The sequence below is a fragment of the Dehalogenimonas etheniformans genome, from assembly GCF_014672715.2.
Taxonomy (GTDB): Bacteria; Chloroflexota; Dehalococcoidia; order Dehalococcoidales; family Dehalococcoidaceae; genus Dehalogenimonas; species Dehalogenimonas etheniformans.
Genome location: NZ_CP058566.2, coordinates 222,333 through 249,024 on the forward strand (window position 1 = coordinate 222,333; position 26,692 = coordinate 249,024).

A 26,692-nucleotide genomic window follows, 5' to 3' on the forward strand; every position below is an offset into this window, starting at 1 on the left:
AAGATCGATTAAGGTATACGCCTAGAGATATCGGCTCCTCATTTTGGCTGTCAGTTCGACCATGATTTCCAGCAATTTTTCGGCGGCATCCTCACTCATATAGGCCATGCCGCAACTGGGGGTGATCAGGCTCTGTCGCAGGATGGTCCGAAAATCGAGTCCGTCCCGGGTGAAGGGAGTGATTGCCTCTTCCAGCCGGTCCTTCAGGCTCGATGCCGTCTCTTCCTCGACGCCTTTATTGGTATTGGGCACGATGCCCCACGCCACCGCCCCGCCCCGCTGGACGAACTGGCGGATGCCATCGGGGTAGAGCGCCAATGAGTTGGCATAGTTGTAGGCATCGAAACTGATGATGTCGGTGGATGTGTCGGTCAGCAATGTCCAGTCGGTATTGCCGCAGCAGTGAACGCCTTTGACGCCCTTGACCGCCCCCAGCACCTCGGTCAAAAGTGACTGGATTTTTTCTTTTGAAAGGGGTAGATAAGCTGAGCCATAGCTGGTCAAAGCCGGTTCATCGATGAATATGACGGTGTTGGGCGAAATCTCCCGGAGGATTGCCTCCTGCCAGGTCACCTTGAGGGATAGCATTTTGGCGGCGGCTTCGGCTAGGACATCGTCGTAGACGATTGGGGTGTCCAGTTCGTCCTTGACCGATAGTCCCCAGCTGACCGGACCTTCTACCTGCCCCTTAACGCCCATGGGGTGTTCTGGATGATTTGTCCGAAAGGCATAGAAACCTGCGGCGGAATCCTCGCTGATGGCGTACTTGGCGGCGTCCCCCGTGATATAGGCGCCGTAGAGTGCTTCCAGTTCATGTTCCCAGCCATCGGGGTGGCTCGCCGAAACGCCTTCCTCGGTAATGCCGACACCCGGGAAACCCTCGGCATATTGGGCGGTCATGAGTTCACGGAAGGAGCGCATCGGCAATTGCGGCCAGGCCGGAAGCTCCGTCAGGTAACGGGAGATGATCTTGCACGCCTTTACCGGATCACGATGGGGCATGCTGCCGATGATGGTTGGCATTAAATTGAATTCGGTTTTTGGCATCTATGCTCCAGAAATGTACTACCTATTAAATCATAAAAGGGCTACTATTGATAACCTTATCGCGGGCTGGCTTACTTGATGTATTTGCCGATGATCAATTCAAGGTGTTGCATGCGATCTGCGGGTATAGCCTTGGGGTCAGTCACAATGGCGTTCTGCAAAGCGGTCGAGCAGGCGCACTTTCTCATATCGGGGAGTCGGCCGACAGCCAGCTTCACTATCTTCTTGGAAAGTTCCATGTTAGCGCGGAGGGTTGAAATGATCATGTCCACGGTGACCGGCGTCTCTTCCTCGTGCCAGGAGTCATAATCCGTCGAGCAGGCAATGATGCCGTAACAGATCTCGGCTTCGCGCGCTAGCTTAGCCTCCGGCAGGGCGGTCATGCCAATGACGTCGGCGCCCCAGCTCTTGTGCAACCTGGATTCCGCCCGGGTGGAAAAAGCCGGACCTTCCATCACAACGTAAGTGCCCCCGTCATGCACCGTTGCTCCCGCCTCTTTGGCGCAGTCATAAAGCAGTTTTCGCATTTCGGGACAGAAGGGCTCCGCAAAACCGATGTGGGCGACGACGCCGTCCCCGAAGAAAGTGTTGGCCCGCTGGCTGGTGCGATCGATCAACTGGTCGGGAATGAGCAGGTGGCCTGGGGCGACCGATTTTTTAAAGCTGCCGACGGAGTTGATCGCGATAATGTGCTCCACTCCGAGAGATTTCAGGGCCCAGATGTTGGCGCGCACCGGGATCTCGGTCGGCATGATCCTGTGACCGCGGCCGTGCCGCGGCAGGAAGGCGACGCGGGCCCCTTCGAGGATTCCGGTAACGATGGTATCGCTGGGTTTGCCGTAGGGAGTACCGACGTCCATCTCCTTGATATCGGTGAGCCCTTCGACGTTGTAAAGCCCGGTACCGCCGATGACAGCCACTTTAACGGTGTCGGCCATGTCAACAATCCTTTCCTAATTGGGTCTTTGCGAGTCCCGACGAAATCGGGACCGTAGCAATCGGCCACGAATTGTTCACCGAAAACAAAAAAATCCAAATTCGTTATTCAGTTTTAAGGCTTTGAGATTCCTTTTTCGGTGATGAACCCGGTAATGTACCTCGCCGGGGTCACGTCGAAAGCCGGGTTGAACACCTCGATGCCTTCGGGAGCGGTCCTCTTGCCGTAGAGATGGGTGACCTCGTCGGGCGAGCGTTCTTCGATGACGATCTCGTCGCCCTTGTCGATTCTTTCGTCGAACGTCGTAGAAGGCGCGGCGATGTAGAAAGGGACGCCGTTTTCGTGGGCCAGGACGGCGATGGAGTAGGTGCCGATCTTATTGGCCGTATCGCCGTTTTTGGCGATCCTGTCGGCGCCGACAACGACCATATCCACCCGCGCCTGTTTCATAAAGTGTCCCGCCATTGAATCCGTGATCAACCGGAAAGGGACATGCTCGCGTTTCAGTTCCCAGGCGGTGAGGCGGGCGCCCTGGCAGAGGGGCCGGGTTTCCGTCGCCAGCACTTCGATTTTCTTCCCCTGGTGGAAAGCTTCGATGATGACGCCGAGGGCGGTACCGCTGCCGGTGGTGGCCAGCGGTCCGGTATTACAATGGGTCAGGATGGTGTCGCCGTCTTTGATCAGAGTCGCCCCGTTTTGGGCGATGCGGAGGGTTGAGTCGATCTCGGCGTCATGGATTTTCTCAGCCTCTGCCACCAGGTATTCCCTGGCTGAAATGACATCTGAGGCCCTACCGACTGCGGTGTCCATCTGCTCAACAGCCATGAACAGGTTTCGGGCGGTAGGACGGGTCGCCGCGATCTCGTCAGATACGAGTTTATATTCCTTGCGGAAGTCCTCTAGGTCCTGTGTTTCGATCTGTTGGGCACCGAGGGCGATGCCGTAGGCAGCAGCTACGCCGATAGCCGGAGCGCCGCGCACCTTGAGGCTCCTGATCGCCTCCGCTACCTGGTGGACGTCGGCAAGTTCTAGGTAGATCTCGTGCTGGGGCAGCCGCGTCTGATCGATTATCATCAGGCGGTCGCCGAGCCATTCGACAGGTTTGATCGCGGTCAATATCAGCCCTCGGGATGAATAATGCTCAATTATAGCAGACCAGAATGCCGATTTGTGGAGATTTTTAGCGGATCAAAAAGACGGGAACAGCCGGTCCGGAGCCCGTCCTTTCGAGCATGCGGGCTATATCTCGCCGATGTAGCTCTGGGTGGTGGTTGAAAGGAGCACCGTACCGTCAACGGCATATTTGGCGAAAATATCTTTGAGGCTCTGGATAAAAGTGGCGTAGTTTTTATCACCCCTGGTTGGAGCGTACGAAGTTGAGAGGGAATAACCGAGCAGTGTTTCCAGGTCGATCAGACGGTCGTTGGGGAAAACACGATACTCGTATTGCCCGTTCTTGAAGAACATCCGGTAGGCCAGCGTTTCCGTCGAGCCGCCGCCGGAGCCGATATAGTCAAGGCAGAATTGCTTGACGATCTTCTCGTACTCTTTTCCGAAAGGAGTGTTGATGTCCCTGACGTTCCACACCAGCGCCACCTTGCTACCCGGTTTCAGTATGCGGTTGAACTCCCGCCGGGCCTCTTCCAGCTTGAACCAGTGGAATGACTGTGCCGCGGTGATGAAATCTAAACTAGCATCGGGGAGGGTGGTGGCCTCGGCGGTGCCGTTGACCACGGCGATATTTCGCGCGTCCTTGCAGTATTCCTGCGCGGCCAGGCGCATTTGATGGTTGGGTTCCACGGCGTATACCCGGCTGACTCTCCGGGCAAGCAGTCTGGATAGGATTCCGGTGCCCGCGCCGATGTCAGCAACGATCGAACGGGCATTGAAGCCGGCCTCGTTTACCAGGTAATCCAGGTAGGTTTCAGGGTACGAGGGGCGATATTTGACATAATATGCGACCCGGTTGGTAAAACGTTCGGCGTTGTTCAACACTCTAACCGATCCGTCGTTGTGAGGAACGAAGAGACGTAGCAATCTGCGGTTGGTGCATTAGGGTACACAAGACAAACATTTCCCATTTTTACGAAAAATACTTGCACCCCGTTCCGAGGAAAACTTCGGGGGGAATACCCCGCCACTAGGAACGACGCGCTATTTTACGGTGTTTGTAAGGGCAATGTGAAATAGAATGTAGACCCTTTGCCCAATTTGGAGTCAACCCAGATTTTGCCGCCGTGAGCCTCCGTAAGGATACGGCACACCCGAAGTCCCAGGCCGGTACCCTGGATGGCTCCTTTGACCTCGAAACCGAGCCTCTCGAAAGGCTGGAACAACCGGTTCAGGTTCTCCTCTGAGATGCCGATGCCTTGATCGGATATGCCAATGCGGAGGAAATTGCCCTGGATATCGGCAAAGACCCTGACCTCCCCTCCGGCAGGGGAGTATTTAATGGCGTTTTCCACCAGGTTGTAGAAAATGCGCTCAAGCCGGAGCGGGTCCGCCTGGATTTTGGGCAGACTCTTGGGAAAATCGCACTTCAGGACATGTAGATCGGACTTTCTTTTCATGGACTCGGCAACTTTGCAGGCGATGTCACCAGCGTCCAGCAGCTTTTTCCGGAGTTCAAGGCGGCGGCTTTGGTGGCGTGAAAGCTCCAACAGGTTGTCCACGATGCTGGCTAGTATATCGGCGTGGTTGACGGCGTCCAGGAACAGATCGGTCTTAACTTTTTCGGGTATGCCCGGCATGGCGGCAGTAGACAATGCGCCGATAACCACGGTGATCGGAGTTTTGAGTTCGTGAGAGATCATGCCAACGAACTCATCCTTCATCCGTTCCGCGTTCTTGCGCTCCGTGATGTCCATAATTGAAGCGATATTATAGGCGCTATCGCCGATGGTTACCTTTTCCACCGCCGCCAGCACCGTAATCAGCCGGCCATCTTTTCTTCGCACGGTATGTTCATTCAGGGCCTTGCCGGATTCGTCTAGGGCCTTGATCACTGATATGCGCTCGACAGGATTGGTGAACATGTTCAGTTCGAGCGAAGTGTGGCCGATTAATTCATCGCGTGAATACCCGGTAATTCGCAAGAAAGCTTCGTTTACCTGCGTCCATTGCCCCTCGGGTAAACGGGCTATGGTCATGCCGGCCGGGCTGGCGTAAAAAGATTTAAAGAAACGCTCCTCACTTTTCAAGAGAGCTTCCTCAGCGCGTTTGCGTTGAATTGCTACCGACACCTGGTCGGCCACCATGCGCATCATCTCAAGTTCGGTATCGGTGAATTTCGGCCGGGTCCGGGTGCCAAAGGACAGGGTACCCACGGTTTCATCACCCTGCTGGAGAGGATGGCAGGCATAAACCTGGACACCGAATGAACGGACTAAATCCGCGCGGATGTCGGTATTGTGTTGGATATCCTCCGAAATAATTCTACAGCCGTCTCTGGCGACGCAACCGCAAATGGCAGACCCGATTTCCAGCCAGGTGATATCTTTTGCCACACCTTCCGGAATGCCGGAATAGGCGTTGAGCCGGAGCCTGCCGGATTCAGCATCAACGATGAAATTGAAGAAGACATCACAATCCAGGTGCTTCATCACCCGTTCGGCCACCGGTTGGATGATCGTTACCGGGTCGTCGGTTTTAAGCAGCATGGCGTTGGCATCCGCCAGTATTTGGGCGCGTTCCCGGCTCTTTAAAAGGGAGTCCTCGCTCTGCTTACGGTCGGTAATGTCAGTGATCATGCTCATGGTGCCGGCGAATTTTCCGCCTGAATCAAATATGGGACTAGCATTGATGGTCACCCATAATATCGATCCGTTTTTATGTAACAGTTGGTATTCGTAAGACTCGTCGGCTCCATGCTTCCTACGCTCAATTCTTGCATCGGACTTTGACCGTTCTTTTTCGGGGACCAGTTCTTGCCATTTTTTAGCCATCATCTCGGCGATGGTATAGCCTAACATATCGGCCATCTTGTGATTGACATAGGTCGTCCTTCGTTGGTGGTCCACCATCCAGATACCTTCATTTGAGGTTTCGACGATGCCGCGATATTTTTCTTCGCTTTCCCGGAGTGCATTCTCGATAAGCTTGCGCTCGGTGGTGTCGCGTAAAATTCCCTGCAGTCTGCCGTCGGGCAACTGGCGGCCCACCAGTTCGCCTATGAAAGTCGTCCCGTCTTTGCGTCGGAATTTCCACTCGTTTCTAAGTATGGCGCCGTTGGCAAGTGAAGAAATTTGGTAGGGGAGACGCGGCAATTCCTCAGGTGCCAGAAGATCGATGAGCGTCAAACTGCAAAGTTCCTCCGGGGTGTAGCCGAACATCGCGGCTCCGGCGGCATTTACGTCGACATAGTGCCCATGTGTGTCGGCGACGAAGATGCCGTCTATCATCTGTTCGACCAGGTTGCGATAACGTGTTTCGCTTTGTTGCAATGCTTCTTCGGCTTTCTTGCTCTCGGTAATATCGCGTACAATAGCTACCGACCCAATAATGTTGCCGTGAACATCTTTCACAGGAGCTGCGTTTACCTGGCGGTATCGAAGGTCTCCCGAGGCTGGAGTACGTATAATCTCTTCCTGCCCTCTGACTGTTTCGCCTTTTAGGGCGCGCAGGGGCGGAGCCTCGTCCACAGGGCGGGGACTACCGTCAGGCCGATACACTTCCAGGCTTTTGGCTAGAGACTCTACATCTATCTGGTTTTTTCCAGAAATGGGGCCGAACTCGCGGACAGCCGATGGATTCGCCAGTGTGAAATTCTTGTTCATATCGGCAAACCAAACCTCGTCTGGAATGCTGTTTACCACAGATGCCAGCCTATCTTTTTCCCGCTGGATGGATTTCATTAACTCGCTCACTTGTGCTTCTGTTTTCTTGCGATCGGTGATGATTTGGGTCGCCACGGCGATGCCATCCGGTATGGCCGTAACCGTAGCGTGGAACCATTGGTCAACCCCGTCGGCGTTGTAGCGGTCTTCAAATTGCTCGGGCTTACCGGTCTCAGCAACCCTTTCATAAATTTTGAAAAAATTGGTTTGCGGGAAAGTTGGAAAGATTTCGGTCATGCATCGGCCTATGAGTTCCTCGGGCTTTCGCCCGGTGAGTTTTGCCGATTGAGCATTTTGATAAACGTAAACGAAATCGACAATTTCACCATGTTCGTCCTTGAAGGGTTTGAGAATGGTGAAGCGATCCAGTGAGTTATCCTGTACCGCCCGGAAACGCTCCTCGCTTTCTTTAAGGGCAATTTCGGCTTTTTTTCGTTTTGTGATATCGGTGTGCATTCCAAGAAATCCGGTGAGATTGCCGGTATCAGCTTTAAGTGATGCGATGCTGGTAAGGGTCCAAAGCTCCGCTCCGTCTTTCTTGCGGAGCCTGAGTTCAGATACGAAATTGTTCGGCTGCTTTGTGTTATCTCGGGCATTTTCAGCAGCTTTTTTATCATCGTCAAACATGAAATCGGTAACGCGTTTGCCGATTAGTTCTTCCTTGTCATATCCCAATAGTTCCGCCATGCGGTTGTTTACGTATGTGATTGTTCCGTCGGGGGCGTGTGTTGCTATGCCCTCCTGGGCGGTTTCGATGAGACTGCGGTAACGTTCTTCGCTGCTTCTCAGCGCCTCCTCGGCGTTATTGCGTTCGGTGGCGTCTATACCGACGGATAGAAATCCTTTCAATTTGCAGTCCAAGCCGTAAATACCCGAGTTTGTCCATTCCAACCATACCCGGCGTCCATCTTTGCAAATGTTTTCGTTGGCATTTATGTGGAAAGCATCGGGATTTGTGGCGATTTGGCCGACCATCCTGGCCAGGTCGCGGCCCGTTGTTTCCATTGCCGGAACGATTGTCCCCACAGCCGGCTTGCCTAGCAATTCCTCCTTGGAGTAGCCGAAGAATTCCAGTGCCCTCGCGTTGGCGAAGGTAATATTACCGGTCAGGTCGAGGCGGAGGATGATGGAGGTGGTATTCTCGACAACGCTGCGATAGCTGTCCTCGCTTTCCCTGAGTGCCGCCTCGGCTCGTCCCTTCGATTCCTTGGCGATAATCGTTTCCAGAGCATATGATACGTCGGCTGACAACGATTCGAAGAGGGCGGTAGCCTCTGGGTCGAATGCGTCGGATTCCGAACCGTAAACCGTTAGTACTGCTATCGCATTACTATTCACCCGCAACGGGAACGCAGCTGAGGAGCCCAAGCCGTATTCTTGGGCTTTAGAACGCCACAACGACATTGTTGGGTTGGACTCGAAATTGACATTGACCACCGACTGGTTATCCCGGATGGCCGTTCCTGTGGGGCCTTTACTAAGTGCGCCGTGAACCTCAATTCGTATGTCGTGTAGGTAGTTTGTTGCCGACCCCGAGGAAGATTTCGGGATAACCTTTTCATCTGCGACTTCACCGATCCACGCAAGCGGGTAATGGCCGTCCTCGGTTATGATGCGGCAGACTTCATCGAACAAATCTTGCTTGTCGGAGGTCCGCACGATCGTTTCATTGACCTTGCTCAAGACGGAGTGAATCTCGGTCAGCCGTCTGATCCTGATCTCTGCTTGTTTGCGTTCCGTAATGTCGCGCGCGTAGAGGTTGACATAGCCTTCCTCCGACACCGGGGCGAGAACGAAGTCATAGAAGTGGCCGCCGAACTCAAGTTCAATTTGCTTATGCTTTCCAGCTGCCAGAGTTTCCGCAATAATTGCCCTGATTTCACCAGATAGGGGATCTCCCCTCGATACTCCCCAACAACTCAAGATATATGAACTCGCTGAATTGGCGTACTCGAGCACCCCCTCCGCGGTGACCCGCAATACAGGATTGGGATTCTCCATCGGGAAACGGGATAGGGCCAATATTTCCGATTCAGCTTCGCGATGTTCCTGAATTTCCTTTTTCAATTTATCGTTGATTTCGTCTGCCTGCCGCCGCGCGTCGATGGCGTCTTCCATCAGGTTGATTGCCGCCCGCCGGGCGTCTCGTAGAGCGACAACGGCAGAATCCTGTTCTGCTAATTTGCGCCGCTGGAGTTCCCAGCGGGTGACGTCCTCGATTCGGTGCATAATGGCTGTAACTTCCCCCTCGGCACCGAAAATCGGGGAATTGGTGGTATCCCACCAGCGGGTTTCAAACTGCCCCTTTGCGTCTGGTATTTCATGCTCGGTAATTCCAATTGAATCCGGAGCACGGAGACCGATCACTCTTTCAAAAGATGAGCGCACTTTGTCGCCGGCTTTACTCGCCGGGTCGGCGATGTTACCGGGGAAAACTTCAAGAAATCCTTTGCCGACGATGTCATCACGTTTGGTCTGCGTTGCCGAGAGGTATTTATCGGTGACCGCCAGGATGGTGAATTTTGGTGGATCAGCAGCCAGAACCAGGAAACGGCCGGGTGCAACATCGAACAGTTTTAGGAGGTCGAAGCCGGAGCTCATTATTTGTCCTCCTCGGGGTTGAGCATATAACGGGGCGGTTGGCCGGTGGCGACATAATACCGGTTGATCTCTTTCTTCAGCTCGATCATGCGGAGTTCACGCCCGACTGCGGCGCGGTTGATGCGCTCCAGTTCAGCGTAGCTTTCACGGAGTGAATCCTCAGCTTGTTTAAACTCGGTGATGTCCTCTCCGATGACGGTGATGCCTTCGACTGACGGGAAAGCGGTCATGCGGTACCAAGCCTGGGTATACTTCCCCTGAATATCGAAGCGCCTGATCTCCTGTTTCTCCATGGTCGCGCGGAAATTGTCCTCGAAGATGGTGCCGATGTGCTTTGGAAACATCGTCCAGATGTTATTGCCGACAAAATCCGATGGTTCTTTTCCGATCTTGTCTGTGAACTGCTTATTGGCGTAGGTAAAATTCCAGTCACGGTCAAGGACGTAAAAATCATCGGTGATGCTGTCGAGAATCTCGGCGTTTTTCTGATTACTGGCAGCCAGGGCTTGTTCCACTCTTTTCAATTTGGTTATATCGGTTTGGGTCCCGATCATGCCGACAAATTTTCCGTCTACGGTGATGGGAGTGAAATCCCGAATGGCTGTTTGGCCGTTGCTCAGTTCGAATTGCTCACCGGTCACGGATTGTTTGTTAGCCAGGATCTCGATAATCCGCGCTTCGGCCTGGTCTGGATTTTTGAACGCAGGCCTAGCCATAGCCAAAAGTTCTGCCGTTGTTATCCCCTTAAGTGCGTCAGGTGACATCGTGAGTCCGTAAGCGTCGCAAAACGCCTGGTTAACAAATTCCACCTTGCCGTCCATCGTCATCAGGAGAACGCCGGCGTACATGCTGCCTAACATCGTATAGAAGCGCTCCAGGGTTGATTGGAGCAAAGCCTCAGCTTGTTTGCGTTCGGAGATGTCGTGCCCGATAACCAGGGCGGTGCAGGGTTTTTCCTTGGAAAAGGCTACATTTAGAACAATATCAATTAATTTGCCGTCTTTCTTATTAAATCGATATGACACTTCTGTTTCGAGTTGTTGGCCGGCAACGCGGCGCTTGATCCTCTCCGCGAACTTTTTTTGGCTTTCCTCGTCTAACAGGCTCATGGGATTCATGCTGAAAAGCTCTTCACGTGAGTATCCTGTTAGTGCGCACATGGCTTCATTGACGCTGATAAATTTCGGACCATTAAGATCAATTTCGTAAATCCCCGTCGGTGCATATTTGACCAGCGCGAGGGCTTTGGCCTCGGATTCTCTCAGGGCTTGTTCAACCTTCTTGCGCTCGTTAATTTCCTGTTCGAGTTTCAATGCGTTCTCTTGGAGATCCTGGTTGGTGGCGCGGAGTTCTTCTTCTGCCTCGGTTCGTCTGGTGATTTCTCTCTCGAGGTCCGATTTAGATGCAGTGATCGTTTTGAGGTTGGCCGCCATTTTATTGAATGAGCGGGCTAGGTCACTAATTTCATCGTCGTACTTAGTCGGGATGCTGTAACCGAGGTTACCGCTGCCTACGAATCTGACCCCAGCCTGGAGGTCAGCCATCGAGCTCAGGGTGCGCCGATAAACCAGAAAATAATTGGCGATAAAATATCCTATCGCAAGGATCAAAATGGTGACCGTTAGAAAGATTTCTCTCTGCTGAACTGAATCCCCATTCCGTTCGAGCAAAGCCGCAAGAGTTGAGGAGTTAGAGGTCATGTCCTGGATTGGTCCCTGGAGTTGCTGCCACGAATTTGCGATTAGGATCAGATAAGCCGGATCGGATGCGACTGAGGTTTCTATGATTCCGGCGATATCCTCAAATGTGACGTAAATAGAATCAGCCGCCGCTCGTGTATTTGCAACAAGTGCCAGTGCATTGGGGGTCCGTAACGGCCATGGCATTGATGTCATCTGAGATATCGGTGTATTTTGATTCCCAGTCGTTGCGCTGCTGCTTAGTGGGATTAAATAGGTAGTTACTTGTCAACGTACTCAGACTGGCAACGCTGGTTTCGATACGGGATGCGATTTCGTTCTGTCGCTCAAACCGGTTTTGCTCCGAATCAGCGACAAAGAAAGAGCCGGCGACGATCAACAATACAATGCTGAATAACACTAGACTGAGTAAGAACTGGGTCCTGATTTTCATATGAGTGGTGTCTTAGGACTGAATGGAGGTAAATAGACATTTGCCGGGGTGGGGTTTTCAGGTGACATTATCTTGCCTGTGACATTGGATAGGTTGATCACGCGTCTTAACCTCAGACGTTTATTCCAGGGCTAAAGCAGACGCCCAATGTGATATCTTATGATAACATATCTTTTCTTGAACATAATAAAAGATCATTCGGAAATAGAAGTTATGGGTATCCTAACGCGTGGATTATGGGTTTGGGTTGTCGTAAAAATATTTCTTGAAAACGGCACCAAAAACGACACGAAACGCTTGACAACTACATCGTACAGGTGTGCTATAAATACCGCCAATGCTTCATAAAACACCTTCTGTCTCTCTTAGCGAAGCGAAGAATCTCAACGTCGCACTATCCCGATATCACTATCTGTCGAACCGACCTCGGAATTGTTTCGGAAGCAGCACCGGCATTTCCTCAAATCTGAACGTAAAATCCCAGTCGTTTCAGTCGTTTTTCACAATAATGAGAGTTCAAAATAAACATACTGCTTTGACAGCAATTCAGAGGTTCAGATAATCTATGGGCGTCATGGAACGCATACCCATTCTGGAACTTAAGAATAAAACCGGCTACGAACTGCCAATCCTCACATTTGAGATCGATCGGACTCTCATATCTCGTTTCACCGCTGCCGTTGGCGATGGTTCACCGCGATGGCAGACCGAAGCGCCGCCATCGCTCATCCCAGCGCTGGGATTCGACAGGGTCTACGAACTCCTTGCTTCGTCAGACGAGGTCGCGGTGCTCCACGGCGCCACCGAGGTGGAGTTTTTCCAGTCAGTCGCCCTCGGCGATACCGTGACCATGAAGGCCAGGATCGCCTCGGCCCGTGAACGGGTCTCCGGCGGCAAGACCACCGTTTTCGTCAACGTCGATGCTTCTTATTCAAATCAACTCAACGAACCGGTGGCAGTCTGCCGCCAGACGGCGATAGTGACCTCAAAATGATCAATACCCCATTTTTTGAATATGTCCCGATAGGAGCGGAAATCCCGACTCTGGAGAAATTACCCACTCCGAGGCAACTGGTGATGTATGCCGGGGCTTCAGGAGATTATAACCCCATCCACTATGATCGCGCCGCCGCCGCTGCCAAGGGGTTACCGGGCATAGTTGTCCACGGTCAACTGGTATCGGCCTGCCTGATGCAGATGCTGACGGACTGGCTGGGTTCGGCGGGTGTGCTTAGAAAATATTCCGTGAGCTACAAAGCGATGACTTTCCCCGGCGAAAAGCTGTTACTCAAAGGAACAATCTCGAAGAAATCGGAAACCGGCGATGGGCTGGTCACTCTCTCGATCTGGGCTGAGAACCCGAGGGGGGAAAAGACAGTCACGGGAACAGCCACGGTGCAACTGCCCCGGATAGCCTAGGCTTTTTGCCCCTTCAACCAATCTTCGCGGTTGATTTCCATACGTAGGAAACGATGTCCGTCCTCTTCAAAGGTCTCGATTGGCTGAAAACCTGCTCTGAAAAAGGATTTTTGTGCCCGAACGTTATCTTCGAGCGTCCGCAAGGTTAGCTTCTTAAGTCCAGTGCAGCTGAAAACATATTCCACAAAGTGTTTCATCGCCGCGGTGCCGTAACCTTTGCCCCAATAGTCCTTGCGGGCGATATTGATGCCGACTTCAGCCGCGGCGCCGCCGTGATTGATGTTATGGCAGGCGCAATCACCAATGGAAACACCTTCCTCCGTCTCAATGGCGAAATGAAGCCGTCCCGGCCAGACATTCTTGAGGACGTGGGCGTATTCCTCCTTGAATTCGATGAAAGTGACGTCCAAAGGTTCCTTGGCGTGGAGCCGGGCGAATTCGGGGTCAGTTTGCCATTCGTAGTCTTGCCTGGCATCATCGAGCCGTTTAGGCCGGAGGTTGACCCGCGGCAGCTCAGCCGGCATAGGTCTCTTCGTCCCACTCGGCGCCTTCCTCGGGTTCTTCAGACTCAGGCTGGATAAGAGGAGCTTCGATCTCGCCGGACAGCAGGCGTGAAGTATTGGAAATGTCTTCCAGCGACTCGGTGGCCATTTCGCGGACAGCCTCGTTTTCGCTGTGGGTGAGTTCTTCGAGTTGTCTCTTAGCGTCACGACCGCCAACCTTGCCGAGGGCGGTGATGGCGGCCATCCTGACTTCAGCGTCATCATCTTCGGTGAGGCGGATAAGCTGAGGCACTCCCCGCTCGTCCTCATATTCCCCGAGGGCTACTGCAGCTTCATAACGGAGTTCAGGGAGTTCACTGACCGTTTCATCAAGCAGGGTCTCCAACCAGGATGGGGCAAGGTTGCGACTGGCGGCAAAGAGAGCTGATGCCCGCAATCCAGGGTCGTCGGAATCATAGGCATCGGTGATGGCTTCACGGACCTCAGGACGAGAAAGGTATGACGCAGCCTCCAACGCCCGGCGGCGCACGTCGATATCTTCGCCGGAATCTTCAAAAACCGAGAGCAGAGATTTAGATAGAGTCTCGGCGGCCTCGGGGCTGAGTTTACCGTACTCCGCAAGCATGGAGAACCGTCCGAGTGCTTCAGCGGCGGCAGCGCGAACACCGGCATCAGGGTCGGACTGCATCATGGGCATCAGCTTGCGGATAAGAGACGGATCCTCGTTTTCCCAGAGTCCCTGGATCGCGGCAGTCCTTACGACGGGAGTATCGTCGTCGAGCATCATTCGATACAGTGAGGAAAAATCCAGATTGGCATCATCTTCCGCCAACTCGACCATTCGCCCCAACAGGTGCGCCTTGCGTTCGGCCGGAACCTCAGGCCAATAACGCCTGAACGTCACCCTTTCCTCAGGTTCGGCCAATGAGAGCGCGGCGATATCCGAACTGGTTAATTTTTCATCTTTCTCGACGAGCTTTTTGATCACGCTCTCGAAAGAGGGTTCTTCGGGGCTAGTTCGGCGAGTTGGGGTTGTCATCTTCTTCGTCCTCCTCTTCCTCAGGTCCGCCGCGCTCCCAAATGGGTTCGGTAAAATAATCGATGTAGTCGCCCATAGCCTCGGCGGCCATTTCCTTGAGACGGCCGGCGGCTTCGGTAGCCTGTTCCCGGAGTTCGGCGAGGTCGACATCGACATCCAGGATCTTGAGCATTGTTTCGGCGATCGAAAGCGCGGCGATGGGGTTGGGAAAGCGCGAGGCATACTGCGGGACTTCACCGAGGAGGCAAATAGCGTCGATCTGCCGCTCCTTAGCGACGCCCAGGAGCAAACCGTTCAGGCCTGAAATCTGGAGATCGCCGCCCATAACCAGGCCGCGGGCTTTGAGATCCGTCAGGAGTGGTTCGCGGGTGGCGGCGCCCCAGACTTTGGGCTGCTCAGAGTGGTGGATGCGGGTGAGGGCAGCGGCGCAGGTATAGAGCCGTTTAACGCCGAACCGTTCGGCCACGTCGATGACGGTGTGAGCCATCTCATAGGTCTTGGAGGCGGGCTGGTCGTCGCCGATGAAGATTATCAAATCTTTCTTGCCGGGGCTGTTCTTCCAGTAGAAGAAGCGGCTCTCCGGAAACTGTGGCGACTCGACGACGTTGTCCCGCACCAGGACGCCGATGGGATCGAAGAAGTAGGGGGCAACGACCTCGGCCAGGGGCTTGGGATTGAGCTTGTGGGCGAGGTAGCTCCCCGCAATCATGGCGACGTTGGCGATGCCCGGCCAGGCGGCGATCATGTTGGGCTCGTGGAGCTTGGGTCGAGCGTGGATTTTTACCAGGCTTCTCAAATTAAGTAGTCCTCTTTATAAAAATACTACCAACAAATTCTGATGTAAAAACGACTGAAACGACTCCGTTCGTCATTTTGCCGCAACCGGGACAGCGGGGCAGAAGATCGACGGGGTGAAGACGCCGCCCTGCCAGCGGGCATCGGAGGCGAGGGTGATATTCGATAATAGCTTGTAAACGTTGCCCGCCACCACAGTGTCCTTTATCCGGCCGACGATTTTGCCGTTTTCAACTTTATAACCCAAAAGAACGTTACCTGAGAAATCGCCGCCGAGGACGTTGCCTTGCTCGGCGCCCATCAGGTATTCCACGACAAGGCCTTCTTTAATATCGGCTAGCAGTGAATCGAAAGAAACCGTGCCCGGGTTTACCACCAGTGCGTTAATGGATGGCGATGGCGCCCCGCCGCGGCCACGGCTGCCGTTGCCGGTGCTTTGCTTGCCGGCTTTGGCGGCGGTCTTCAGGTCGTAGTAGAAATTGGCAACCCGGCCGTCCTCGATAAGAGGCGTGCGACGGCTCGGCACCCCCTCATCGTCGCAGGGGTGAGATGTGGGGCGCATGGGGATGGTGGCGTCGTCGTAGATCGATAACTTCTTGTCGAAGGCGACCTCACCGAGCCGCTTGGCCAGCGGCGATGCCCCTTCGAGCACCAGTTTGCCGTTGAAAGCTGAAGCCAGGGCCGGGATGAAAGCGCTGGCGACGCCGGATGGTGTGAAGATAACCGGCAGATCGCCGGATCGGACTGTCACGTTCTTGTTCGCCCGCTCGAGTTGGGTGAGGGTGTTTTGAATCACTTCGTCCGGATTGTCGATGACGTGGCAATCGTCGAGATCATCGCCCACGAAGAGCATGTCGGTGCCGCGGACCCACGTGCCCTGGACGCCGAAACCCATGACCGTCTTGCGGTAGCGGGTATCTACACCTCGCGAGTTCATCACCCTGGCGGACACCTGAGCCGTTTCCACGCCGCCGTCGCACAGCACATCGGGGTACCGGGAGGTGACGGCAGCGATCATCTTCTCGCCGAGTTCCACCATTTTGGAGGTCGGTACCTTGAGGACGGCTTCGTCGAAGGTGTTGACCTCGGTATAGGCGGTAGACGAAGGGAGTTCGAAATCCACGACCTGGCCGAATTTCGCTGTCTCGACAGCCATTTCAAGGAGTTTTTCGTTGTCGTCGGGTCGGGTCGAAACGGCAAAGCCCAGCCTGCCGTCCTTGATGATGCGGAGGGCGACGCTGGAACTCTGGCGGGTCTGCAAAGACTTGAGGCGGTTGGCCTCGAAGTGGACCGGCGTTTCTTCACTGTCGACGATGAACAGGTCGGCCTGCTGGGCGACCCTGGCCGCTTTATCGAGAAGTTGTTCGAAGGTGTAGTTCATATCAATACTCTTCCGTTAGTCACTTTTATCGTTAGGAGGAGATTACCCCTCTCCTTTAATTCCTCTCCCACAAGGGGCGAGGAAAACAATTTTACCCTCACCATCTTATCCTCTCCCGCAAGGGGCGAGGGAGGTTGGATGATGTTAGCGGCCTCCGATCAGGCATTTTTGAATGCGGATGTGTGGCGAGCCGTTGGAGACGGGCAAGGGAGACTGGCCGCCTTTGCCGCAGCCGCCGCCCTGGTTCATGTCGAGGTCATTGCCGATCGCGTCGATGCGCTTCAACGTCTCGAATACGTTACCGGACAATACCACTGGCCTCAGCAGTTCCTCGACCATACCGTTCCGGATCATGAACGCCTCGCCGGCGGAAAATGTGAACATCTCCATCGAGGTGGTGCCGCCGTACCAATTGCGGGCATAGATGCCTTCTTTGATATCGGCGATCATGGCATTGAAGGAAACGTCGCGGGGTTCGATGAAGGTGTTGCCCATGCGCACGATAGGCGGGTGGCGGAAGGAGATGGCACGGGCGTTGCCGGATGGTTTTTCGCCCATTTTGGCGGCGGTCTCGCGGGAATGCAGCCGCCCGGTGAGTTTGCCCTCGGTGATGAGATGCACCCGCTGTCCCGGCGTGCCTTCGTCGTCGTAGGCGTAGGAGCCGCGCAGGTTGTCAAGGGTGGCATCATCGATAATGTTCAAATGCTTGCCGCCGAACTCGCGGCCGAGGACCATGACCTCTTTAAGCTGGGGGTTCTCGTAGATGTGGTCAGCCTCGGACAGATGACCGAAGGCCTCGTGGACGAAAACGCCGGCCAGCACGGGATCGAGGACGACGGTGTACTCGCCGCCTTTGGCTTGAGGCGCCTTGAGCAAACCGACAGCGCGCTCGGCGGTCTCGGTGACCTTGGAATGCAGGCTTTTGATCTCATTGAAATCGCCGCGGGAACCCATCGAGATGCCGGACTGCTGCACTTCGCCATTGCCGGCGGCCACGGCGTTGACGCGAAGGGTGACGTCGGCGCGTTCCTGGCGGATCAGCGACCCGTCGGAATTGACCAGGATGTAGCGTCGGACGGAGTCGCCGTAACCGATGGTCGTCGTCTGAAGACCGGAAACGGCCCAAAGAGCCTGGTTGTACTCATCGAGGAGGGCTTTTTTATCCGAAAGGCTGACTCGCCGGGGGTCGTGTTTGGCGTCGATTTTGACATCGGCATTGGCTTGGGGAACAGGCAAAAACTCGCTCTTTCCCTTGCCGGCCAGCCGGGCCTGCGTCACCGCTTGTTCGATGCGTTTTTCGATATTCTCGAGAGAATTGAAGGTGACGAAACCCCAGCCGCCGTTGACCAGGGCGCGCACGTTGCCGCCGGCGTCCCGGCTGCGGGTGGCGGTCTCGAGTTCACGGCCTCGATAACTGATAGCGGAGGCCTCGGCTTCTTCGAGATGGACCTCGATATGGTCGGCGCGGTAGGCTTTCAGCTTGCCGGAAAGGTGTTCGGCTATGGCGTCAATGTTAGGCATATTCATTCCTTAATGGGGATACTTAAAGTGTAACTAGGGTATGGCGGAGTGTCAATCAAGCGGGCAACTTTTTGCCCGCCAAATCCTAAATCCTAATATCTAAACTCTAAACAAATCCAAATATCAAAGCACCAAATCCAAAACTCTTATCTGCAATTGTACGGGCACTATTTTTTGATATTTCCCGAAACGACACGATTGAAATCGTTGATCATCACGATTGACTTGTTTGGCGCGGACAATTCATTCAATCCGTTCATTTCAATTAAATTGAGCTATCAGAGGTCAGCTTTCACCGCGTGTAAGGCAATCCGGCTCAGCCGGATTGTTTTATTGAATTTCCACTTTTGACGTATTTTTACGAAAACGACTCGGATTTCAGGTTCATTTTCGGTCAAAACGACTCTCCAGTTGTTGAAACAATGGCCGTCTTCAATCGTGAAAAACGGAGTTGGGCGAATTGTTTCGCCGAGGTTCTTGCGGAAAACAATGTTTCGGCTGGCCTGGGGCGGGGAGTTGGGGCGGTTGGTTGGTACATAAGTGCTATATGACATAGCAGGTATTATAGCACGGACGTTCCTTGGGGATGTCAAGTGTTTCGTGTCGTTTTTGGCGCCTTTTTCAGAAAATATATTTTGAGGGAAATAGAGGCGTTGTGCCGGTTTGTGGTCTATCTGGACGTGGTTTAGATCGAGTCCGCATACTCTTCGATTAAGTCAATAAGTTCAGGTTGGATTTCGTAGAACAACGAGTCCAACTCGTCCATTTTGGACTCATAGTCTTTGTCGTCAGAGACTCCTTTTTTTGTATCTCGATAGCACGAGGGAAAATATCGACAAAGGCATCAACTTGCACCAATTTAAGCGCAGTTAGAACTTCTTGCTGATCAACATCATTTGCGTTTTTAAAATATTGCTTGTGCCCACCATTCATGACTTCATTATAGTAAAGCAAGGCGAGTTCACTGGCCTTCCATGCGGAAAGCTTTTGTTTTGATCGTGCGACGCGAGTTTCTGTGCTTTAGGATTAGCTTGAGAGAGGTACTTTTCGTAGCCCGGGTGGTTCCTCATCAGTTGCCCGAATAGAGCTGCAGTTATGAGGGAGATGATGACACCCGCCAACACCAGCTTTGAACGATTTACCTTCCAGAAGCTCTTTGAGTTCGCCTCAGGCATGGTCAATTCTTCTCAAGGAGTTGAAGTAACCACTTACCAGTTCATCTCCTACGCTGCCGTTACAAAACGGCTGATTTGACCTACTGCAATCACGATATACAGTAATCCCCTTCAAACCCAGTCGATAAGCTAGATGCAAAATATCAAGCACATCTTGCTGGCTTGCATGCTGAGGAAGGTTGACCGTTTTGGAGACGGCAGAATCCGTATGTTCTTGAAATGCCGCCTGCATTCTGACATGCCACTCGGGAGACACGGTATGGGCGTTAATAAATACACCTTTGAGATCCTCACTGACTTCTGGCATTAAAGGCAGGTCATTGTTGTGAACCAGCCGTTGAACCAGCTGGCAGGAAAATATGCCAGCCTGTTCAAAAGCGTCTTTAAAATGAGGGTTGATATCGAGAAGATGGTGTTCACCATGAAAAGCGTTCCTAATGAACGCCATGGCGAAAGCAGGCTCAATACCTGAAGTGCAACCTGCGATCAGTGAAATGGTCCCCGTTGGCGCTATCGTGGTGCAGGTCGCATTCCGCATTGGCTCACCAGTGTCGTTGTATCCCGGGTAAAGTCCTCTTTCTAAGGCTAGTTCTCTCGAAGTTTCATGGGCTTCTCGATTAATGTATTTCATCACTCGTCTTGCTACATCTAAGGCTTTAGTTGAGTCATATGGAATCCTCATCTGCAGCAGCAAGTCGGCAAAACCCATTATTCCCAAGCCGACTTTCCGCGTGCGAAGCGTTGCACGTTCCATCACTGGACTAGGATATCGGGTCAAATCGATACAATTATCCAGGAAGCGAATTGCCGATCTGACAACTTTTCCAAGTTTATCAAAATCGATCTCAGCACGGTCGCCATCGATAAAAAGCATACGGCTTAAGTTTATCGAGCCCAGGTGGCAAAATTCGTTCGGCAGTAGCGGTTGCTCCCCACAACCGCTGACATGATCTAAATCACCGTGTTGAGGCGTCGGATTGTCGCGGTTCACTCGATCCAAAAAGATAACCCCTGGATCGCCAGTTTTCCAGGAAAGATCAGCTATTTTTTTTAAGACGAAACCAGCATTTAACAAGCCCACTGTTCTCCCCGAGACTGGATGAACCAGTGGATAGTTCTCTTCTGTCTTGACTCGTTCCATGAAGTCGTCAGTTAGACCGATGCAGGTGAAGAAGTTGGCAAAGGTGGATGGATCCTGTTTAGCCTGGATAAATTCCATGATATCGGGATGATCCACGCGCAACATTGCCGAGTTGCAGCCGCGACGGATGCCGCCCTGACGAATATTCAGAGTTGCTCGCGACAATATGTCCAAAAGTCCTAATGGGCCAAAAGCCACACCCTGTCGGTCACCAACACTATCACTTCTTGGGCGGATACTCGAAAAGTTGAAGCCGATACCGCTGCCGCCTTTATGGACCAGAGCGGCGTACTTCACGGTATCGAACACTGATTCCAGCGTGTCCTGGATCGGCAGGACCATCGTTCCGGCCAGTTGGCCGTGCCCGGTTCCGGCATTAAGAAGCGTAGGCGAATTAGGCAAAAATTCAAGACTAGCCATTAGGCGATAAAAATCATCGATAACTGCCTCGACATCAGCCTGACGATCATATTTACATTCGATGGAGGCAACGGCTTTGGCGACCCTCCGAAACATGTCATCTGGATTTTCAGAAATTTCGCCAATCTCGTTTCTTCTCAAATAGCGTTTCTCTAACACAAGTTTTGAGTTCGAAGTAAGTCTGGGCTCGAAGACAATGGGTACGGTAGTATTAATTGCCATTATTGATGCCTTTCGATCCAAATAAATGTATTACTTCGAACTGTTCTGAGGTCGGTCGCATCGATGCTAGATCCCAATCAAAAAGTAAAACCGCTGGATCGCCCGCATAAGAGAAAACAGGTTGCCCACCTATAATTACTGTGCTCTCGCCCTTGGTCCAATCGACGTTTCGTTCAATACCGGTTCGGTTGCATGCCCATAACGGCAAGTCTGTCTCGATTGAAAGTTTTTTCCAATATTCCATCGGTGGGAACCTATGGCCCCAGGCAGCATTGACAATCAGAAGTTCAGCGTCTTTTTTGGCGAGTGAGACCCCATGTTGAGTATTCAGTGTATCGGCGCAAATCAAGATACCAATTTTTTTGCCTGACACTCTGACGGGCTCAGTCTCCCGACCCGGAGAAGACCATTTCTCTTCGGCGCCGGGATGGACCTCGATCTTACGGTGTTTACCAGCTATACGTCCTTTGTCGATAGCAAAAACCGTGTTATAACATTTGCCTGAAGAAGCATCGCGCTCGGGATATGACAAGAAGATTAAAATATCAAACTCCCAGCTTAGAGCCACGATTTTTGTCATCCATTCATCCGGCTGAGGCATTATCCAATCGGAACCAACAATATCCTGGAAGAAATAACCGGGGATGCATAGCTCAGGTGTGAGAATTATCGTTGCTCCGAGTCTTGCCACCGACCGTATGAGTTCTTCTACCAATATCCTATTGGCTTCGATTGCGCCTGGCTCAGGATCCATATGAAGCATGGCGACTTTCATCTAGAAATCGATCCCTTTTCTGGCAGAAAGTCCCAGATCAAACGGGTGACGAATGTTCTTAAGTTCAGCGACATAATCCGCTTTTTCAATTATTCTATCAGGGGCGTATCTGCCTGTCAGGACCAGTTCAACGCCCTTTGGTTTGTTATCAATGAGCTTTAAAACCTCACCAATGTCCACGATTTCCCAGGACGTGGCGGTGTTCAATTCGTCCAGGATAATGACATCATATTTGCCGCTTTCCATAGCATTTCTTGCGGCTTTGAGAGCCTGTTCGCTCAGGTTCAGGTCCTCCGGGGAAATATCTTCGGGGCTGAGGAAATTTGGGCGCCCAAACGCTTGAAAATCTATCCCCAACTTCTTCAATGAAGCGTATTCTCCATATTTGTGTGGTCCTTTCATGAAAAAGACGATAAAGCATTTTAGACCATAACCAGAAGCTCGAAGGGCTGTTCCAAGGGCGGCTGATGTTTTACCCCTTCCATCGCCGGTGAAGACCTGTACTTTGCCTTCTAATTCCATTTCATCCTCTAATAAAAAGAACTGCCGTAAGTACACAAATACTCGCAATTATCCAGAGACTAACACTCCAGATGAACAGCCCAATGGCTCGGTCGATCGCCGAAAAGTCTGGGTCAATCGGTGGGTCTATGCCGATTGAATAGTGGCCACGTTTGGCAAGTGTTACCCCGAGAGCGCCTGCTGCCGCGGTCATAGGCCAGCCACCGTTTGGGCCGGGTGTCAGGGAGTGTTGGGTGAGCATGGTGGTCCATGATTTTCGAAAATCGAGGTTGCGGAATTTAGCTCCTAGCACAATTGCTAGCCCTGTCAGCCTTGCCGGAACGAAGTTCACTAGGTCATCAAGTCTTGCGGCAAACTTGCCGAGGTATTCGAACTTCCCCCGATATCCGATCATATTGTCCAGAGTATTGATCACCCTGTGAGCGACTGCTCCGGGAACCCCAAAAATTAGGAAATAAAAGAATGGTGCGACCACAAAGTCGGAGGCATTTTCAGCAATAGAACGGACACTTGAAGAGATGATGTCTTTATTAGATATTGAGCCGTTTCCCTTTACAGTATCAAATAGTCCTCTCATGTTTTGAGGAACTGGTCGTCCATTTTGAATGATCTCCTTGGTACGTCTCGCAACCTTCCATTGTTCCCTAATACAAAAGGTCGATTTGAATATGAGAATACCGACTAGCACAAAAAGCCATCTATTCGTATCTTTGCACCAGGTCATCAACCAGAACACCGCTAGACTAATAGTTATTGTCAAAAGGCTTACCAGAGCGCCGTATACTAGTTGCCCGATCGGTTTTAGCTGGAACCCGGGTTTGATCAAAGCATCAATTAAACGACCAGCCCATACAGTAGGGTGTAGGGAAGTGGGATATTCTCCTATCAATAGGTCAAGAAGAACAGCTCCGACCAAAATTAAGATCAGTTCCAACTTTAGAATCCTCTTGAATTCCTGATTGCCTGAATGGTTGAAGAAGTGACTGTTCTTGCCATCATCTCACCTAACTTGGTGTGGCCGCCGACGTAGGTGTATTTGTATTCGGTCCCCGAGACGATTGTTATCTGGTCGGTGCCGGTGCCTGTGGCCATGAGATTGGGAGCGTAAGCGCTCCGGATATCGAGTTCCTGTAGGGCGACATTCTTGGCTTCGGTGATAGTGATAAACGATGATGCTAATGCCGGAGGCTCGAGGATAGCATTGGTTAGTACGATATTGTTGATAGTGCCGATCTTCTCGAACTTTCCGTTCCTCTCAATCCCAGAAGCTTTATCTACGCCAACCCTCATTGCATTAGTTTTAACACCGGCGGTCGTGAAGCATATGACCCAAAATTCGTCGTAAATTTCTTCGTGCCAGGCTACCTTTTCCTGGTTGACGCCTGTAGACATAAAAGCGATGTCTTCGATTGTCCTACCAAGTTCAGAAAGCACATCTTTCATTATCTGACCATATGTGTCCTGCCAGCTGTGTGATTCATCATGCATAAAGTCCCAAAGACCTCTTGGAACGTGGCAATTACAAATTACATCGGTTTCTATATATCCATGCCTTGTGGAGAGAACCGGTTGCTTCCGGGGGAGGGTAATGGCGAGTGTATCAGTCGGTGTTCCTAAGGCCTGATGGTAGACAACATCTGCGGTTACACCATGAAAAGTACCAATCGGTTTTCTAGTGGTTTTCGGCTCAGCCAATCTTCTTCTCCTTAGTAAAGTCTAATGACTTCATACATGAGATCTTTTTTCTCAAGTTTCGATTCGGTTTGTTGCGTACAGGTCACATTTACCAGATGTTTTTTCGCGACAGTGACCGCTTCGATCATTTCGTCCGGCGTAGCTCGGCGCCAAGGATTCTCAGCACCCGATTCAAAATATGCATCAATGCGATACGGAATGTTCGGATCGATCATAGCGACAAATGCTGCAATCTTCTCGGTTTCATCCAAATCGATCATCCCGGGAATAAAGACGCTTTCCGCTCTAAGTTTCTTGCCTTGTTGATATACTTTACAGAAATTACCTAGCACATTTCTGTTTGAATGCTCGGTATAAGCTCGGTACACATCAGGGGTCACCGCCTTCAAGCTCATAACAATTTCATCAGTGTTTGTTAGATCCGGCAGTTTAACCCCATTGGTATTTAGTGTGATGTAACAACCGAACTCATCTTTCAATGCCTTTGTGATATCAGAATAGGAAGGATCTATCGAAGCTTCCTGTCCTTCGAAAAGCACTTCTTTAATTGGGACTTTTTTCAGAATCGTGGCGAGTTCGTCAAGCAACAGGAATTGTTCCGGGGATTTTGGTTTCGGCAGTTTAGGATCCCGCAAGACGACATCGAGATTCTCCTCCAAAGCCATGCAGTTAATCTCTTTATTGCAAAGACAACCCTGACATTTGAGGTTACAACCCCAGTGAAAAAGATAAGCCTTTGATATCGCTGGAGCATAAGCCACATGGTAGACCTTTGTTTTTATAGCTACCATAGTTTCCAAAATTCCTCCCAAAAAGAGAGCCCCCTCCGAAAGCAGGAGGGGGCTAACAATATTAACACCGTTCCAACCTTCAGTAACCACCAGAAGGTGTAATTCCTGAAACCGGCGCTTTGCTGGCTCGTGGTTTCCCACACACAGTAGGCGGTACTGCGCCGGATTCTCACCGGCTTTCTGTTCCTTTACCCGATTTGATATGCGGGTGTTTCAGGCGTAATTAATTGTTAAAGGGCGATCGATGTTCCAATTAGGTAACTAATTACCTGTAGAACACATCATTTTCGTAATGAATACCATTAACAGGCAACGGAGTAGTCCACCATTCTTCCGTTTTATCTTCTGGCCTCAGACCATAACCAAACGACTTATCTGCAGCTATAAAGAAAGAGTTTAGCAAACTGGTTTTGGCGAGGGTAACTTTGACCATCTCGTGGACAGTCGAAAGAGCATCTTTGCTGAAGACACATGTCGCTTGGCACATGCCACAATAGGTGTCGCTTTCCTGCCAATACCTGTTGCACTTGTGATGGTTAAAGTACCAGGTTTTAAGACCTGGGTTATTGAACAATTCCGGTTTGACAAGATCATAAGCCTGAGTGATCTCCCACGATGGCTCAGTTTCACCCTGAAGCGCCTTCGAAGGGCATACATCTGAACATTTTTTGCAGGTATAGCAGAATTTTCTAGATCCGAAATCAACCGGTTTCATCGGAGCAATCGGAATATCAACAATGTTCATAGTCGATTGACGTATCATCGGACCCCACTCGGGAGTAATCAAGTGCTGCATGCGGCCTTGTTCACCTAGACCGGACATCACGCCCCATCCTACAATGGGTCCGTTGCCCTGGATATTCTGCCTTATCGTTGTGTAACCAAGTACCTGAAGGAAACACATCAAACGCCATTGGGTAATATCGCAGTTGTCATAAGCCGTTCCGGCGCCACCATCGGAAAGGTAGCCTACTCGGGCGGAAGCATCAAGCGATTGCCGAATTGTGTGTACTACTGCATAGCGTGAAGAACTGGGAACTATTACCTTCTTTGCTGTGGCATCATAAGTCGGTTTCGGAGCTTCTTCAAAAACGATATCCGGATTCGGAGCTTGCGGCATTTGTCCCCAAATCATTTTTTTTGTAGTTTCATTAATTTCAGCAAAGCCAACAGACGAGCCCCCGCAATAACGTAGTAACTGGGTTAACATGATAGACGCTTCTTCCGGGGTACCAGTCCATTTTGGGACACCAAGTACTGTCGGAGTCGGGATTAACGGCCATCCTTCCACCATCTCTTTTACGAGGGTGGCTTGAGACATGCGCCAGCGGACACCACCCCAACCTGCCAGCTTCATGGCATTGTCGCGAAGAGTAAAACCAGGGACGTCGTTTTGGGTCATGTTCTTTTGGTAGTCGGCTTTTGTCTTAGCTTGGATGGCAGCGGCCTCTTCTTTACTGAGATGAGAAGCGAAGTTGTTATATTTACCTTTCTGGAAGCGCTGCATTTTCTGCCAATCGATTTCAACGGTTGGTTCATCGACTTCGGTAACAAACCATGGATTTTTGTATATGTTGCCGGATGACAATAATTCATCAAGGTCATGAAATTTGGGTTGGATCGCTGCTGCCGCCCCAATACCGGCGGTCGCGATCCCAATGGCTTTCATGAAATCACGCCGAGACAATGTCGAATGTGCTCTTACCACCTTTGTACTCCTTTCATGCGGGTTTTATGCCG

At 51.8% G+C, this 26,692-nt stretch carries 23 protein-coding genes; 2 read left to right on the plus strand and 21 right to left on the minus strand.

What is annotated here, in order from left to right:
- Positions 1-21: 21 nt before the first annotated feature.
- From HX448_RS01260 to HX448_RS01290, 7 genes are all read right to left on the minus strand, one after another.
- On the minus strand, positions 22-1,047 hold the full coding sequence (locus HX448_RS01260; protein WP_102331300.1) for a uroporphyrinogen decarboxylase/cobalamine-independent methonine synthase family protein: 1,026 nt from the start codon (positions 1,045-1,047) through the stop codon (positions 22-24).
- Positions 1,048-1,118: 71 nt separating this feature from the next.
- A complete protein-coding gene (gene mtnP / locus HX448_RS01265) occupies positions 1,119-1,985 on the minus strand; it encodes an S-methyl-5'-thioadenosine phosphorylase (protein WP_102331301.1) in 867 nt (288 codons plus the stop codon).
- Positions 1,986-2,098: 113 nt separating this feature from the next.
- Entirely contained in the window at positions 2,099-3,100 is a 1,002-nt protein-coding gene (mtnA, locus tag HX448_RS01270; RefSeq protein WP_264294069.1) for an S-methyl-5-thioribose-1-phosphate isomerase, read from the minus strand.
- Between the two features lie 123 nt (positions 3,101-3,223).
- On the minus strand, positions 3,224-3,976 hold the full coding sequence (locus HX448_RS01275; protein ID WP_162485919.1) for a class I SAM-dependent methyltransferase: 753 nt from the start codon (positions 3,974-3,976) through the stop codon (positions 3,224-3,226).
- Positions 3,977-4,143: 167 nt separating this feature from the next.
- On the minus strand, positions 4,144-9,420 hold the full coding sequence (locus HX448_RS01280; protein WP_102331303.1) for a PAS domain S-box protein: 5,277 nt from the start codon (positions 9,418-9,420) through the stop codon (positions 4,144-4,146).
- Positions 9,420-11,306: a PAS domain S-box protein gene (locus tag HX448_RS01285; protein ID WP_162485920.1), complete on the minus strand. Its 1,887-nt coding sequence runs from the start codon at positions 11,304-11,306 to the stop codon at positions 9,420-9,422. Before HX448_RS01285 ends, HX448_RS01280 begins: the two co-directional genes overlap by 1 nt.
- Positions 11,242-11,553 (minus strand): hypothetical protein, encoded by a 312-nt coding sequence (locus HX448_RS01290; RefSeq protein ID WP_162485921.1) that lies wholly within the window; start codon positions 11,551-11,553, stop codon positions 11,242-11,244. Before HX448_RS01290 ends, HX448_RS01285 begins: the two co-directional genes overlap by 65 nt.
- A 565-nt stretch (positions 11,554-12,118) precedes the next feature.
- Here HX448_RS01290 and HX448_RS01295 point away from each other — a divergent pair.
- Both HX448_RS01295 and HX448_RS01300 read left to right on the plus strand, forming a co-directional pair.
- On the plus strand, positions 12,119-12,547 hold the full coding sequence (locus HX448_RS01295) for an FAS1-like dehydratase domain-containing protein (protein ID WP_102331305.1): 429 nt from the start codon (positions 12,119-12,121) through the stop codon (positions 12,545-12,547).
- Complete coding sequence (locus HX448_RS01300) at positions 12,544-12,972, plus strand: MaoC/PaaZ C-terminal domain-containing protein (RefSeq protein ID WP_102331306.1); 429 nt, start codon at positions 12,544-12,546, stop codon at positions 12,970-12,972. The genes HX448_RS01295 and HX448_RS01300 overlap by 4 nt, the downstream gene beginning before the upstream one ends.
- On the opposite strand, the gene HX448_RS01305 is transcribed toward HX448_RS01300, so the two are convergent.
- From HX448_RS01305 to HX448_RS01370, 14 genes are all read right to left on the minus strand, one after another.
- The gene (locus HX448_RS01305) at positions 12,969-13,496 is read right to left on the minus strand and encodes a GNAT family N-acetyltransferase (protein ID WP_102331307.1); all 528 of its coding nucleotides are present in this window, start codon (positions 13,494-13,496) and stop codon (positions 12,969-12,971) included. The genes HX448_RS01300 and HX448_RS01305 overlap by 4 nt on opposite strands.
- Positions 13,486-14,514 carry a HEAT repeat domain-containing protein gene (locus HX448_RS01310; protein ID WP_102331308.1) on the minus strand — a complete coding sequence of 343 codons (1,029 nt, stop codon included), beginning with the start codon at positions 14,512-14,514 and terminating at the stop codon, positions 13,486-13,488. The genes HX448_RS01305 and HX448_RS01310 overlap by 11 nt, the downstream gene beginning before the upstream one ends.
- On the minus strand, positions 14,489-15,310 hold the full coding sequence (locus HX448_RS01315) for a PAC2 family protein (RefSeq protein ID WP_226846796.1): 822 nt from the start codon (positions 15,308-15,310) through the stop codon (positions 14,489-14,491). Before HX448_RS01315 ends, HX448_RS01310 begins: the two co-directional genes overlap by 26 nt.
- A gap of 72 nt (positions 15,311-15,382) precedes the next feature.
- The gene (locus HX448_RS01320) at positions 15,383-16,690 is read right to left on the minus strand and encodes a TldD/PmbA family protein (protein ID WP_102331310.1); all 1,308 of its coding nucleotides are present in this window, start codon (positions 16,688-16,690) and stop codon (positions 15,383-15,385) included.
- Between the two features lie 144 nt (positions 16,691-16,834).
- On the minus strand, positions 16,835-18,211 hold the full coding sequence (locus HX448_RS01325; protein WP_102331311.1) for a TldD/PmbA family protein: 1,377 nt from the start codon (positions 18,209-18,211) through the stop codon (positions 16,835-16,837).
- Positions 18,212-18,489: 278 nt separating this feature from the next.
- Complete coding sequence (locus tag HX448_RS01330; RefSeq protein WP_102331312.1) at positions 18,490-18,765, minus strand: hypothetical protein; 276 nt, start codon at positions 18,763-18,765, stop codon at positions 18,490-18,492.
- Positions 18,766-18,922: 157 nt separating this feature from the next.
- The gene (locus HX448_RS10670; protein WP_394573318.1) at positions 18,923-19,165 is read right to left on the minus strand and encodes a DMP19 family protein; all 243 of its coding nucleotides are present in this window, start codon (positions 19,163-19,165) and stop codon (positions 18,923-18,925) included.
- A 213-nt stretch (positions 19,166-19,378) separates the two neighbouring features.
- Positions 19,379-21,169 carry an adenosylcobalamin-dependent ribonucleoside-diphosphate reductase gene (locus HX448_RS01340; protein ID WP_102331315.1) on the minus strand — a complete coding sequence of 597 codons (1,791 nt, stop codon included), beginning with the start codon at positions 21,167-21,169 and terminating at the stop codon, positions 19,379-19,381.
- Entirely contained in the window at positions 21,159-21,944 is a 786-nt protein-coding gene (locus tag HX448_RS01345) for a carbon-nitrogen hydrolase family protein (protein WP_102331316.1), read from the minus strand. Before HX448_RS01345 ends, HX448_RS01340 begins: the two co-directional genes overlap by 11 nt.
- On the minus strand, positions 21,945-22,466 hold the full coding sequence (locus HX448_RS01350; protein ID WP_102331317.1) for a cob(I)yrinic acid a,c-diamide adenosyltransferase: 522 nt from the start codon (positions 22,464-22,466) through the stop codon (positions 21,945-21,947). It abuts the gene before it with no gap.
- Between the two features lies 1 nt (position 22,467).
- Positions 22,468-23,400: an adenosylcobinamide-phosphate synthase CbiB gene (cbiB, locus tag HX448_RS01355; RefSeq protein WP_162485922.1), complete on the minus strand. Its 933-nt coding sequence runs from the start codon at positions 23,398-23,400 to the stop codon at positions 22,468-22,470.
- 2 nt (positions 23,401-23,402) lie between these two features.
- The gene (locus HX448_RS01360) at positions 23,403-24,161 is read right to left on the minus strand and encodes an adenosylcobinamide amidohydrolase (RefSeq protein ID WP_102331319.1); all 759 of its coding nucleotides are present in this window, start codon (positions 24,159-24,161) and stop codon (positions 23,403-23,405) included.
- Between the two features lie 11 nt (positions 24,162-24,172).
- Entirely contained in the window at positions 24,173-24,952 is a 780-nt protein-coding gene (locus tag HX448_RS01365; RefSeq protein ID WP_102331320.1) for a radical SAM protein, read from the minus strand.
- A 265-nt stretch (positions 24,953-25,217) separates the two neighbouring features.
- Positions 25,218-26,660, minus strand: coding sequence for a reductive dehalogenase (locus HX448_RS01370; RefSeq protein WP_102331321.1), 1,443 nt, complete (start codon positions 26,658-26,660; stop codon positions 25,218-25,220).
- Positions 26,661-26,692 lie beyond the last annotated feature (32 nt).

What these genes read in the sequence shown, in the direction of transcription:
- HX448_RS01260 (WP_102331300.1), bottom strand. Translation starts at nt 1,047, where the DNA reads ATGCCAAAAACCGAATTCAATTTAATGCCAACCATCATCGGCAGCATG.
- mtnP (WP_102331301.1), bottom strand. Translation starts at nt 1,985, where the DNA reads ATGGCCGACACCGTTAAAGTGGCTGTCATCGGCGGTACCGGGCTTTAC.
- HX448_RS01280 (WP_102331303.1), bottom strand. Translation starts at nt 9,420, where the DNA reads ATGAGCTCCGGCTTCGACCTCCTAAAACTGTTCGATGTTGCACCCGGC.
- HX448_RS01285 (WP_162485920.1), bottom strand. Translation starts at nt 11,306, where the DNA reads ATGCCATGGCCGTTACGGACCCCCAATGCACTGGCACTTGTTGCAAAT.
- HX448_RS01290 (WP_162485921.1), bottom strand. Translation starts at nt 11,553, where the DNA reads ATGAAAATCAGGACCCAGTTCTTACTCAGTCTAGTGTTATTCAGCATT.
- HX448_RS01295 (WP_102331305.1), top strand. Translation starts at nt 12,119, where the DNA reads ATGGGCGTCATGGAACGCATACCCATTCTGGAACTTAAGAATAAAACC.
- HX448_RS01300 (WP_102331306.1), top strand. Translation starts at nt 12,544, where the DNA reads ATGATCAATACCCCATTTTTTGAATATGTCCCGATAGGAGCGGAAATC.
- HX448_RS01305 (WP_102331307.1), bottom strand. Translation starts at nt 13,496, where the DNA reads ATGCCGGCTGAGCTGCCGCGGGTCAACCTCCGGCCTAAACGGCTCGAT.
- HX448_RS01310 (WP_102331308.1), bottom strand. Translation starts at nt 14,514, where the DNA reads ATGACAACCCCAACTCGCCGAACTAGCCCCGAAGAACCCTCTTTCGAG.
- HX448_RS01320 (WP_102331310.1), bottom strand. Translation starts at nt 16,690, where the DNA reads ATGAACTACACCTTCGAACAACTTCTCGATAAAGCGGCCAGGGTCGCC.
- HX448_RS01325 (WP_102331311.1), bottom strand. Translation starts at nt 18,211, where the DNA reads ATGCCTAACATTGACGCCATAGCCGAACACCTTTCCGGCAAGCTGAAA.
- HX448_RS01330 (WP_102331312.1), bottom strand. Translation starts at nt 18,765, where the DNA reads ATGTCATATAGCACTTATGTACCAACCAACCGCCCCAACTCCCCGCCC.
- HX448_RS01340 (WP_102331315.1), bottom strand. Translation starts at nt 21,169, where the DNA reads ATGGCAATTAATACTACCGTACCCATTGTCTTCGAGCCCAGACTTACT.
- HX448_RS01345 (WP_102331316.1), bottom strand. Translation starts at nt 21,944, where the DNA reads ATGAAAGTCGCCATGCTTCATATGGATCCTGAGCCAGGCGCAATCGAA.
- HX448_RS01350 (WP_102331317.1), bottom strand. Translation starts at nt 22,466, where the DNA reads ATGGAATTAGAAGGCAAAGTACAGGTCTTCACCGGCGATGGAAGGGGT.
- HX448_RS01365 (WP_102331320.1), bottom strand. Translation starts at nt 24,952, where the DNA reads ATGGTAGCTATAAAAACAAAGGTCTACCATGTGGCTTATGCTCCAGCG.